General features: G+C 39.2%; 10 protein-coding genes. 1 reads left to right on the top strand and 9 read right to left on the bottom strand.

Going from position 1 to position 12,823, the window contains the following annotated elements:
- Window positions 1-271 precede the first annotated feature (271 nt).
- The 5 genes from Q8G36_RS14045 to Q8G36_RS14025 all read right to left on the bottom strand — a co-directional run bounded on the left by Q8G36_RS14045 (window position 272) and on the right by Q8G36_RS14025 (window position 6,710).
- Complete coding sequence (locus Q8G36_RS14045; RefSeq protein WP_305160467.1) at window positions 272-1,252, bottom strand: ABC transporter permease; 981 nt, start codon at window positions 1,250-1,252, stop codon at window positions 272-274.
- Window positions 1,245-2,162, bottom strand: coding sequence for an ABC transporter ATP-binding protein (locus Q8G36_RS14040; RefSeq protein ID WP_305160468.1), 918 nt, complete (start codon window positions 2,160-2,162; stop codon window positions 1,245-1,247). The genes Q8G36_RS14045 and Q8G36_RS14040 overlap by 8 nt, the downstream gene beginning before the upstream one ends.
- Window positions 2,159-2,947 (bottom strand): GDSL-type esterase/lipase family protein, encoded by a 789-nt coding sequence (locus Q8G36_RS14035; protein ID WP_305160469.1) that lies wholly within the window; start codon window positions 2,945-2,947, stop codon window positions 2,159-2,161. The genes Q8G36_RS14040 and Q8G36_RS14035 overlap by 4 nt, the downstream gene beginning before the upstream one ends.
- A gap of 365 nt (window positions 2,948-3,312) precedes the next feature.
- Window positions 3,313-4,509, bottom strand: a complete 1,197-nt coding sequence (locus tag Q8G36_RS14030) for an MFS transporter (RefSeq protein WP_370694054.1) — start codon at window positions 4,507-4,509, stop codon at window positions 3,313-3,315.
- Between the two features lie 68 nt (window positions 4,510-4,577).
- Window positions 4,578-6,710 carry a PAS domain S-box protein gene (locus tag Q8G36_RS14025; RefSeq protein WP_305160471.1) on the bottom strand — a complete coding sequence of 711 codons (2,133 nt, stop codon included), beginning with the start codon at window positions 6,708-6,710 and terminating at the stop codon, window positions 4,578-4,580.
- 373 nt (window positions 6,711-7,083) lie between these two features.
- Here Q8G36_RS14025 and Q8G36_RS14020 point away from each other — a divergent pair, with 373 nt between their 5' ends.
- Window positions 7,084-7,998 (top strand): YitT family protein, encoded by a 915-nt coding sequence (locus Q8G36_RS14020; RefSeq protein WP_305160472.1) that lies wholly within the window; start codon window positions 7,084-7,086, stop codon window positions 7,996-7,998.
- Window positions 7,999-8,081: 83 nt separating this feature from the next.
- On the opposite strand, the gene Q8G36_RS14015 is transcribed toward Q8G36_RS14020, so the two are convergent.
- The 4 genes from Q8G36_RS14015 to Q8G36_RS14000 all read right to left on the bottom strand — a co-directional run bounded on the left by Q8G36_RS14015 (window position 8,082) and on the right by Q8G36_RS14000 (window position 12,584).
- Complete coding sequence (locus Q8G36_RS14015) at window positions 8,082-8,276, bottom strand: cold-shock protein (protein WP_034307294.1); 195 nt, start codon at window positions 8,274-8,276, stop codon at window positions 8,082-8,084.
- Between the two features lie 857 nt (window positions 8,277-9,133).
- Entirely contained in the window at window positions 9,134-9,340 is a 207-nt protein-coding gene (locus tag Q8G36_RS14010) for a cold-inducible protein YdjO-related protein (protein ID WP_061463486.1), read from the bottom strand.
- 129 nt (window positions 9,341-9,469) lie between these two features.
- Window positions 9,470-11,596: a DNA helicase RecQ gene (gene recQ, locus Q8G36_RS14005; protein ID WP_305160473.1), complete on the bottom strand. Its 2,127-nt coding sequence runs from the start codon at window positions 11,594-11,596 to the stop codon at window positions 9,470-9,472.
- 154 nt (window positions 11,597-11,750) lie between these two features.
- Window positions 11,751-12,584 carry a 3D domain-containing protein gene (locus Q8G36_RS14000; protein WP_305160474.1) on the bottom strand — a complete coding sequence of 278 codons (834 nt, stop codon included), beginning with the start codon at window positions 12,582-12,584 and terminating at the stop codon, window positions 11,751-11,753.
- Window positions 12,585-12,823 lie beyond the last annotated feature (239 nt).

Raw genomic sequence — 12,823 nt, 5'->3', positions numbered from 1 at the left:
GTACGGGAAAATAAAAAACAACCTATAATTTATATAGGCTGTTTCAGACAGTAGACAAATTCGAAGAATAAGCGAGTTTGCCTATAGTTTTTTATTTTCCAAAAAGTTGCAGATGATTTCAGAAACCCGCTTCCTTTCCTCCGATTGTCTGCCAAGCTTCTCGCCGCAAGCATCTTTGGGGACTCGGCTAGCCAGTTAAACCCGGGTGCGACAGTTCCGTACCCCTTTTGTCAACAAACTGTAACAACTTATAAGTTATATAGGCTGTTTCTCAGTATACATCCCTCCGCGTAAATACTGTAAAGGATACAATTAAAGCAAGTGCCCACCAAACGAGCAGAGTGATGACGGAGGATAATAAAGTCATCCCTTCTATCGGCGGAGCCGTCCCGCTAATATAAGCGGTCAACTTCAAATTCACCATAAAGAAATATTTCGCTGATTCCCATGATGAAACCATATTGTTCAATATAGCCCCGGAAATCAATGCAGCCAGCATGATGCCCATGCCTGCAGGGGTGCTTCTCACTAAAACCGAAAGCATGAAAGAAAGGGTCCCTACAACAACCGCCACCAGCCAGACAAGTCCCAAATCCATGAATAGGAATTTCCATTGCTCAACTAACCTTACCTGACTGACATCCACATCAGCACCATTCAATTCGAATCCGGTTATTACGGGGGCCCCCCATCCTTGATATCCGAAAACGATTCCTGATAAAAGGTAAGACAATAAGGCTGTCATCGCCACGATAATCGAAACCGATAATAATAATGTTACATATTTGCTAAATAAGATTTTCCAGCGCTCCACTGGCCTTGTCAGCAGAAGCTTGATCGTGCCTTGACTATTTTCGGAAGAAACCAAATCACTCGCCACAATCATGATCAACAGCGGAATGAACAAATCAATTGCATTTTCCAAAAACATGCGTGTAAAGGTGGCTGCGCCTGGTTCTGAGGGATTGATATCATGATCGAGATAATATTGCTGCTGCTTCAGACTAACTTGCAGCTGTTCACGCCACTCATCCAGCATCCTATTCGAGCCCAATCGATTTTGAGTATCAATGATTTGCTGCTGAAGCGCTGCACGCCAATCATCCGTTCCCAACTTCTCCCGCTGCTCTTCCACTTGTTTATATTGGGCATATGTAAACATCAGCACTAAAATTCCAACGATGATTCCGATTATGATTAGCCGTTTCTTTGCCAACAACTTCATCATTTCATTTTGGACCAAGTTATTCAATGCCTGCACCTCCGACACCGGTAACCTGCAAAAACAACTCTTCCAATCCCGGGAGCTTTCGATTCATTTCATGCACCCTCACCCCTGCTTGGTTAAGTGCAGCATTCCATTCGGGTGTTTTGAGTTCATCATAAGCTGTAATGATATATTTTTGATCCAGGGTAATATCGGTGAAGCTTCTAAGAATTTCCACTCCCTTTTGAATAGGTTCCACCCGCCAAATTATCCGCTCCTGCGTGGATAATAAGCTTTCCACTGTATCTGTTTTGATAATTTCCCCACCTTTAATAATTGCGACCCGGTCACAAAGTTGCTGTATTTCACCTAATAAGTGTGAAGAAACCAAAACACTCATACCTTTTTCTTCAGCCAACTTCCTGATGAATTGTCGCATTTCACGGATTCCGGCAGGATCTAGACCGTTAGTCGGTTCATCCAAAATTAACAGCTTAGGCCTGTTCAGCATTGCCTGCGCGATTCCTAAACGCTGCCTCATACCTAACGAATAGGTCTTCACTTTATCGTGAATTCTCGCTTGCAGACCGACGAGTTCAACAACCTCGATCATTCTTGTTTCATCAACTTCAGGTAACATTCTTGCAAAGTGGAGCAAATTATCCCAGCCGCTCAAAAATGGATATAACTCTGGATTTTCAACGATGCAGCCCATTTGCTTCATAGCCTTCGTAAATTCCTGACGAACATCATACCCACATATATGGATGGAACCCGACGATGGCTTAATCAATCCGACCAACATGCGGATCGTAGTAGTCTTACCTGCTCCATTCGGTCCTAAAAAGCCGAAAACCTCACCTTCATTCAGCTCAAAATCTATCCCTTTAATAATTTCCCTTTTGCCAATCTTTTTTCTCAAGTCCCTAACAGACAATGTCACCTGTTTCATCATTCCACATCCTCCCATTTTATTAAAGGAGCAACTCTATCAGCAATTAAACGATAACCCTGCTTATTAGGGTGAAATTTGTCCGAATACAAATACTCATTGACCGACAATTGAAATAAATCAAATGTTGGAACGAAAATTGCATTTTCATAAAGAGCCACGACTTCTGCCGTTTCATTATTCCAGTCCCGTACGATGCGGTTCGTATCAAAGTCTTCATCCAAATCTATAAATGGATTATACAGCCCCAGCAACAAAATGGTAGCTGTATCATTGACTTTATTGATATCTTTAAAAATTTCATGTAAATTTCCCAAGAAATTCTTTTGTGATACAGATATAGCTTCATGATCATATTCTAGCAGCGTCTGGCCTTTTTGAAATAAATCATTACCCCCGATTGTTACTAAAATAACATTAGCTGCCTGGATTTGGCGCTTCACTTCCGGTTGTTTCACTTGCTGCACCAATTCTTTAGACACTTGTCCATTAATTCCGAGGTTATGAATGATTGGTTTTCTATTGTATTCACTCTTCAAATCTTCAACAACAAGGCCAACGTAGCCTTTCCCTGTTTCATCACCTGTGCCACGTGTCAATGAATCGCCTAACGCCACTACCGTAAAATCATTAGGAAGATCATTTTTAATGGGGGTTTCTTCAATTACTTCCGTATCGGACGTTCCTTTTCCATAATGGTCCATAATCGCCCATCCAAGGCAAAATAAAAAAAACAGTCCGATAAGAGCTGATACGATGGTAGCAGCCAACACTTTTGGTTTGCTCAAAACACTCACCCTTCCATTCATTCTCTATCTTCCATTAAATCATATTATTTCCAAAAACAAAAAACTGATTGTTCTGGTTAAAGATCCCAATCGATAACAGCATTTCTTTTATAAACTTACCAATAAAAAGGCAGAAAGGGATTAAATGAGTCCCATTCTGCCTTTTTTTGAATTACTGCATAATCGTTTCCTGACCCGCCATGGAATTCCCTTTGATTTTATCTGCTCTTTTTGGCCAATAGGGTTCAATCTGCTTGATCATTTAACAGTCCTTCTCCCAAACTTGTAGAGAGACAAGTAAAAAAGGCCTCTTCACCATGATAGGTGGAAGAGGTCTCTCACTTTGGATTAGAAGATATTTCCCATCATTTTTCTAATATTCCTATGGGTTTTTCCATTACTCTTAAATTTTTTTCTAACCTCATGAGCCAAATTGTAAGCAGCATCCCGATCAGTGTGAGTGAACCATAAAATAAATAGACTGAATATATTCCTGATTTATCCAAGATTATCCCGCCGCTGAAGGTACTGAACCAGTTCCCCAATCCATTGCCAATGGCAGAATAAAGCGTTATTGCTGTTACTGTTATACGTGCAGGGACAACTTCCCTGATATATTGTAAAGCTGCAGGAATGAATAAGCCAAGAGAAAACCCTTGAATGATCGAAGTCACATATACGATAGCCAAACTTGGTTCGGTAAAGTACAAAACCCAGCGGACCAATGAAGCCGTTCCAGCCAATAAGGTAATTGGAAGCAGGCCTATCTTATGAATCCAGGTACTTGCGATTCTCATAAAGGGGATTTCCGATAATACAGCTAAAAGGAACGCAATGCCAATTCCTGTATATGTCCCGCCTCTTGCCTCGACAAACAAACCATAATATACATTATTTGCAAGATTAGGACCAAAAAGTAAGAACGTTATTGCAAGAAAGATAAGAAAACGTTTCATGGTGATCAATTCTTTCATTCCACCGAAAAGCTTCACCCTTTCCCCAGGTGGCTCTTCGGGCAAACGAAGAGCCAGACTAGCCGCGATCAAAAGGCCGAAGAAAAAGGCATAAAATATAACGGAAGGACCCATGAAGGATTCAGATAACTTTCCCATTACAAAAACGGCCACACCGTAACCAAGTGATCCGAATAAACGGATTTTCCCATAATTTGATTTGATTTTTGTTGTATATTGAAGGGTGATGCTATCTGAAACTGGTATTATCGCACTTTGAAAGATAGCCAAAGCGATTGCGACGGATACTATAAGTAGATAGTGCTCGAACAGCAAGTAGCCTAAACCGAATACACCAGCCAGCAACGATGTCATCGCAAGTATTTTTGCTGGTCTCCCGCTCCAATCACAGACAATTCCCCAAAAAGGTTGAAAAACGATCATCACTATCGGTCCAACAGACATGATCGTACCTATTTCAATACCGGACAATCCTGCCTCATTGGCCAAATAAACGCTTAATAGCGGTGTTAAACTTCCTACTGCAAAAAAAGAAAAAAGGTAAAATACCTTCAAGCTAATAATATTGACATGCTTTTGTTTTTCCAAATCCAGTTCCCCCATGCAGACATCTTTTACAAAGTTGTTGATTTTTTCAATGCTTCCTATCAGGCATTCTAAATAGGGAGCACGATTTTAAAGACTGTACCTTTATTGACCTCGCTCTCGACAAAGACATTTCCCAAATGGCTTTCTATGATTTTAAAGCTGATCATGAGACCTAACCCATTACCAGATTTTTTCGTTGTGAAAAATGGTTCTCCCAGTCTCTTAAGCTGCTCTGGCGGCATCCCAATTCCTGTGTCGGTAATCGATATATGCACTTTATCCTCTTTAAGTTCAGTAATGACTTTTATGAACCCACCGTCAGGCATGGCTTCCATACCATTTTTAATGAAGTTCAAGATGACTTGTTTTAATCGATTCTCATCACAACGAACGAGGATTTCTTCGTCATTACAATCCGAAATCAGCGTGATGTTCTTCTTCCTGGCTTCAAACTCCGTCAAAGATACAACGTTTTGAATGATCGGCACAAGATTCTTCGTTTCCAAAATTAAGGCCTGTGGTTTGGCCAATTGTAAGAACTCTTCAACTATCTCATTCACACGGTTGATTTCATCCATGATTATTTCCAGATATTCTTGTTTATTTTTGTCCGATTCATCCAATTGCAAAAATTCCGTATACCCTTTCATGGAGGTCAGCGGATTCCGTATTTCATGTGCGACCCCAGCAGCAAGCTGACCGACAGAGGCTAATTTATCCTGCCGATGGAGCATCTCTTCCGATTGTTTACGCTCAGTTATGTCATATCTAAGTGCCAAAAACTGAAATGGCTTTCCTTGTTCGCTGAAAAATGGAACAATTGTTGTATCGACCCAATAAAAACTGCCGTCTTTCGCCTTGTTTCTAATTTCACCTTTCCAAACTTTCCGTTCATGGACGGTCTTCCACATTTGTTCAAAGAATTCCTTTGTGTGGTATCCAGAATTAACTATCTTATGGGTCTGGCCTATCAATTCACCTCTCCCATAACCGGAAACCTCTGAGAACTTTTCATTCACTTCGATAATGACTCCTTTATCATCGGTAATCGCCACAATCAAGGATTGGTTGATGGCATAATGCATATCTTCTAGTTCCTTGATCGACCCCTTTAAAGCATTTTCTGCTTTTTTACGACTGGAAATATCCGAACGGATGGAAATATATTGATATGGTTTACCCTTTTTCATAAAAGGAACGATAGTTGTATCCACCCAATAAACATTACCATCTTTAGACCGATTGCATATTTCACCATGCCATGTTTTGCCTTGGCTGATCGTTAGCCATAAGTCAGTGAAAAATTCTTTTGCATGATAACCAGAATTGATTATGGAATGATTTTTCCCTATTAGTTCATGTTTTTCATATTGTGATATTTCCAGGAATTTTTCGTTAACATATGTAATGATTCCTTTTGCATCCGTGATGGCGACGATCGCCGATTGATCTAAAGCATAACGGATATCGCTCACAGTATTATCACTTTTTGCTAACCGCCGGCCAACGATCGTACTTGAAGCTATCAAGCTGGCAAGGATGAATAATGAAACGAAGCATGTAAGATAAAGCATAATTGGAGTGAGTGGAACAAATTCACCCGTTTCATTTTTCGCGTTCATTGGTAACACTCTCAAAAAAAGATAATAGCCTTCAATGATTGCCCCACTCATCATGAGAGTACTGACTGGCTTTAGTGAAGATTGACTTAATTTATTAAAATAAAATAATATTGCAAGTGCTGCTACAAATAAAATAAAGATACTGAAAAGCGTACTTAAGACTGACAATGGGCTAAAGTGCAAAGAGTGGTTTAAAGAAGATGTTCCCATTATATAATTAGATAATATAGCCATCGTAAACATGAAGCCGCAAAAAACAATTTGCAGGACTTGTGTTTTATACGATATGGCCAATAACCCAACCCCTGCGAGAGCGATCGCTAATGCTAACGAAAAAATTATTGTAGAAAAGTTGTATGCTCCCATTCCTGAATTATCGAGGGTGAATATGACCACAAAATTAAGCGTCCAAATAGCCACACCCATAGAGCAGCTGCTCCCTATATACACTAGGCGTTTATATCTCTCTATCGTCAGTAATGTTGTCAGTAAATCCAACGCCGTATAACACGCCATTATTATCAAAAGTACTGCTATCATAAAGAGAACAGGATTTGATGCCACAATTGATTGTTCCATTTTTTTACTTGATCACCTCAAACGTTCTATTTTCCTATATTGTAATGGAAATTCATAGTACCTCAAAGGTTTTTTATTTCCTTACTCCTATATTTACACACTGATTCTTTCGGTGCACCCCATATCTCAAGAAAATGCAGGTTTCTTTCATAAAAATCAATAACATTAGAAATACTATTGTTTTATATGGAGTAGAATAGGAATACATGGTAATGACAAGCTTTCACAACCCTGCTTCATCATTGCAGGACATTATCAATAACAAAAATAATTATACAGGAATATATTAATCAAGAATGTTAATTTCTTTATTTACTTATACCTATAGGTTTATAATTAAATAGAACCTATATAGAGAGAAGGAGTGGGGGGCATGATTATGTCAGACCTGGCAGGTGCAAGTACAACAGAAATTATGCAAAAGAAGACACAGCATAAAAAATTAACACTGAGACAAATATTACAGAGAGGTCTATTAATTACAATCGGTGCGGTTTTGATGGCAGTCGGCCTCGAGATTTTTTTAGTGCCGAATAACGTAATCGACGGGGGCATAACGGGTATATCGATTATGTTATCGTACATCACTGGATGGAAACTCGGAATTTTTCTTTTCGTTTTAAATCTTCCTTTCTTTTTCATCGGGTATAAACAGATCGGAAAAACCTTCGCATTATCTACTCTTTATGGAATTTTGGTCCTTTCCATTACCACTACATTGCTTCATCATGTACCAGCTTTCACTCAAGATATCCTCCTAGCGTCCGCTTTCGGCGGAATGATTCTTGGCATTGGTGTTGGAATGGTCATTCGATATGGCGGCTCATTGGATGGTACAGAAATACTTGCCATACTCGCTAGCAAGAAGATCCCCTTTTCCGTTGGGGAGATCGTGATGTTTTTTAATTTATTCATCCTTGGCAGTGCGGGCTTCGTTTTCTCGTGGGATCGTGCCATGTATTCGATCATAGCTTACTTCGTGGCATATAAAACGATGGATATCGTCATCGCAGGTTTGGACGAATCCAAATTTGTTTGGATTATCAGTGATGAATTTAATGATATCGGCGAAGCCATAATGAATCGCCTTGGACGGGGCGTAACCTTTTTAGCTGGCGAAGGTGCTTATTCTGGTGATGATAAAAAAGTCATCTTTTGTGTAATAAACAGGCTTGAGGAAGCTAAACTTAAAGAGATAGTCAAAAGCTTCGATCCATCTGCATTTCTTGCCGTAGGGGATATCGCGGAAGTTCGAGGCGGTCGATTCAAGAAAAAAGATATCCACTAATCTCACCTACTTTTTGCTTCCTCCAATTGGCAAAAAGATAAAAAAAGCTGAAGGGAGAATTCCCTTCAGCTTTTTTTATAGCCTTAATAATTTCTTGGATTGTTGATTGCTTGAAGCATTCTGGTGCCGGGTTTCATCTCGCTGCTACATAACGGACAAACGTGTTCATCATTACTCGTAAAGTTATCGCGAATCCAACCTTTGCAATCTTCTGATGTACATTCCCACACCTTTGTTTCTTCAGGAATGATTTCTTCCGTATTATTTCTTCTATACATATATCTCACTCCTTAGAATATAATTGACTCCGTCCTGCATAACAGATCACAAGCCATAAAGATAAAAAAAGAATAGATGGCGTTTAATCTAAATTGTGAGTAAATAACCATTCGCAAATCTAAGTATGATTATATTGTTCTTTCAACCAAACTTTCTAAATGGTAAGAACTTGAGATTACGACATGAATTTTTCATATCTCAGTAACCATTATACCATATATATGCTTTATATATTTGTGGAAAGATTCTAAAAAAGAAATGATTCCTCGAAATGAAACACAGTCCCTGACTTACCCTTCAAGATAATCGAGACTGCGCTGTTTAAGAATCCATTCCATATGGTTCTTCCTGCTCGTTCGATGAACATTTCAAAGCGAATTGAGCATGAGAGTAATTTTTAATGCCAAAACCTAAAACAATGAAAGCCCTGCCTCTCTCCCATCCATACGGTTCCTAGACCGTGCCTGCGAGAATCAGATAAAAGCTTGTAAGTACATGTTTATTAATTAAAACCGTCCGTAATTCCAATTGGGTAGATTAAATTCCAAAAGACAAATGGTACATAGAAGTAAGTTAATGAAGAACAGAAATGGATCGAGGAAAATACTTGGTGATTACATGTATTTCTTTTTCTAGATATGTTTAACTTGTTTCTACTTCATCATAAAAATGATGAAAAATTATTTTATTAATAAAAATGTTACTTTAAATTACCCTCCAGTGCATTCTTTTCATAACACTGAAATTTAATAATACCATACATTTTTTTATATGTAAAGCATTAATCCAGAATGAAACCACTCCGGCATACTTCTTTTTAAAAAATAAAAAATAAAGAGGCTATGATACACCTCTTTTATTTAAACGCATTATACTCATTTTCAATTTTCGGAAGTTCCCTGACTTCCTCTACCAATTGACTTCCACACATTGGGCAATCATAGTTTTCCGAGGCAAAATCTTTTCTCATCCAACCATTGCAATCTGCGGATCCGCACGCATATACTATCGTATCTTCCATAACGATTTCTGGTTCCTCTGAATTCTTTTTACCAAAATACATGAGCAACCTCCTCTTTTTTATATAAAGACTCTGATTAAAGGCGGGAAATTTCACCTTTTTATCATTCCTAGTATACGCATTAAACCAATTTCTTATTTATTCACTGAAGAAATTATCCAGAAAATCTTATCACCTTTCGTTTTCCAGCCCTGCTTTAACCAAGATCGCTTTAATCATGAAGTAGGAAATATGCTCAGGCAAGGCTTCTTTTAGTGGTTTCAATTTTTCAGAATCCAATTGTTTCGCAGTTTCCAAAACAAGATCAAACTCTTCATCCAAGAATATCTCATCCCATTTGATATCCAAATGTTCTTCTGCACACTTTAATAAATGATTTTCAATTGAAATGGAAGACAGCCCTCTCAATGTCCCTATTTCCTTGATTGATTTGCCTTCCTGATATAAGCGATAGCTTTCTAAGTGAGATGGTTTAGTAGCTCGCTTTACCGTTTCTTTTGTAACCATAGTATTCGTTTCTAATTCAGGATGTGCCTGTACATACTGGGAAATCCCTTGTAAGAACACGTAACCGAAGCGTTCGAATTTCTGGGTGCCTACCCCTTTAACTTCCAGGAATTCCTCTTCCGTCCTCGGAAGTTTGACGGCCATATCTTTCAATGATGCATCGGAAAAAATAATGAAAGGAGGTACATTCTCCTTACTTGCCAATTCTTTTCTTAACTGTCTCAACTCTTCGAACAACCCATGATCCACACTGATGCTGCTTACTTTTTTTATTTCCTTACGCAGGACTTTTTTCTGCCCCAACAGCACTTCCCTGCCAGCATTGGTTACTTTAAGGACTGGAAATTGGCCGCCCGTCATTTCGATATACTGTTTTGCTGTCAGGAAATCAATGAAATCACCTACATCCTTTGCAGATTGATCATTGATGATTCCATAGGTTGAAAGCTTCTGGAATCCAAACTCTTCAATTTTCTTATTGCGTGAACCCGTAAGGACTTGGGAGATCATCGTTTTACCGAATCGCTCACCCATTCGCAACATGCATGAAAGGACCATCTGTGCCTGTGTAGTTACATCAACAGAATCTCGTTTATCTGTACAATTTTCGCAATGACCGCAATCTTCAGGGTTTTCATCTCCAAAGTATCGAAGAATGAAAGCTTGCAAACACCCCTCGGTAAAACAATAATCCTTCATTCTGTTCAACTTCTTCAATTCCTGGGATTGCCACTCCTGCGAAGGGTTTGATTGATCGATCAAGAAACGCTGTATCTGCATATCCTGGGGGGAGTACAAAAGGATACATTCACTATCCAAACCATCCCTCCCTGCACGGCCCGCTTCCTGATAATAACTCTCCATGTTCTTAGGAGTTTGGTAATGGATGACGTATCTAACATTCGACTTATCGATTCCCATCCCAAAGGCAGATGTCGCTACCATCAAGGGAATGTCATCCCGAATGAATTGGTCCTGCTGTTCCGAACGGTCTTGTTCATTCATGCCAGCGTGGTATCGACCTGTTTTGAACCCGGCTTTAATAAGCTTCGCATATAAGGAATCGACTTCTTTCCTAGTGGCTGCATATATGATACCCGATTCATTTTTGTTTTTCTCTAAATAGCGCATTAAAAACCGTCCGCGATTTTCTTCTTTCACTACGGAAAAGAACAAGTTATCTCTGGAAAATCCCGTTGATATTGTATGCTCCCCTGATATTCCGAGCGACTGACAAATATCATCGGTCACATTTGGAGTGGCTGTTGCCGTTAATGCCAGTACAGTCGGAGAAGATGGCATGTTTTTCAATAAGGTTTTGATTTTTAAATAGCTTGGTCTGAAGTCATGCCCCCATTGAGATATACAGTGGGCTTCATCAATGGCCACCAATGAAATGTCCACATTAAATAAATCTTGTTGAAATGCAGGATTTTCCAAGCGTTCCGGTGCCACATAAACCAATTTATATCTTCCTTGCTTAATATCGTTCATTCTATTGGATGATTCTAACCCAGAAATGGAGCTATTAAGAAATGTGGCATCAATCCCGTTTTGTTCGAGGGCATCTACTTGGTCCTTCATCAAGGAAATAAGTGGGGAGATCACGAGTGTTATACCAGGTAACAAAAGGGCTGGAATTTGGTAACATATCGATTTACCTCCGCCAGTAGGCATGATTCCCGCGGTGTTTATTCCTCCCAACACCTGTTCGATAATCTGTTCCTGACCTTTTCTGAATGACTCATATCCAAAATATTCTTGTAAATACTCACGTGCTTTTTCCATCAATTTACTACTCCTCCTATTTACCTTGTAAGGATTTATAAGGATCTATTACTTTCATTGTACCTGCTTTTACCGTGAACCAAAAGGATAAAAAAAGCAGACACATTATGTCTGTGTCTGCTTTTTTCAATATATAAACATGTTTTGCATGGTTAAATTAATTCAGGATTTGCACTTTAACGCTTTTAACGCCCCAATTCACGGCATCCTGTTCGTTTGGAACAAATATGTCCACTCTATTTCCTTTGATGGCACTGCCTGTATCGGCTGCCGTTGCGTAGCCATAACCTTCAACATAAACCTTTGATCCTAGTGGAATGACCGAAGGGTCCACGGCAATCACTTTTGCATCAGGATTAGCTTTCAAGTCCACTCCTGTGGCTGTTGTTCCGCTGCAGCCTTGACAATCAGCCGTATAGGCGGTTGCACTAACAGTAATCTCTTTTCCAGATTCCGGTTGATCTTGGGATTCATTGTTTGTGTCTGCTGGTTCTGATTGTTCAACCGGCTTTGTTTGTTCTGCTGGCTTCGATTGTTCTACTGGCTTGGATTCTTCTTTTGGTTCGGATTGTTCTACTGGTGCAGCTTGCTCTGATTTCTGCGCAGGCTCTACACTCGCCGCTTCGACTTTGTTAGCCGCTGGTTTAATGATTAGTTCCTGATTCGGATGGATAGTATCTGAATTTAAACCGTTCCAAGATTTAATATCATTTACAGCTACATCATATTTGTCTGCAATGTCCGATAATGTGTCCCCTGACTTGACTTTATAATGCTTTTCTTGAGAAATATGTATGGTTTCCCCGACATAAATCGCGTCTGAAGACAAATCATTCCAAGACTTAATATCTTCTATTGATACTTTATATGTTTGAGATATCCCCCATAATGTGTCTCCATCTTTCACTTTGACATCTTCTGCTTGTACCGGAATTGTAAATGCACCGGATATTGCAGCCGCTGCCGCTAACGATAAGATTGATTTTTTCATATGTTGTTACCTCCTTGTGAGCTGCTTTATAAGCTACGAGTTAAATCTTAACATAGTTTTTTTCTATACAAAGAACAAACAGATAAAGAATAGATGACAAACATCACAGTAAGATAACGGGACTATAACAAGATTTTATAATATTCTAAAAAAACATCATTTTCCAGTTAATTCCCTTTCCAAACCAAGGGAGTCATATAATGCATTACCCCGGCATAAGAATTAAAGGCTATATCTTT

The sequence above is a fragment of the Peribacillus frigoritolerans genome, assembly GCF_030676415.1.
In the GTDB taxonomy this organism is placed as follows: Bacteria; Bacillota; Bacilli; order Bacillales; family DSM-1321; genus Peribacillus; species Peribacillus frigoritolerans_A.
This window is presented reverse-complemented; position numbering and strand designations above follow the sequence as displayed.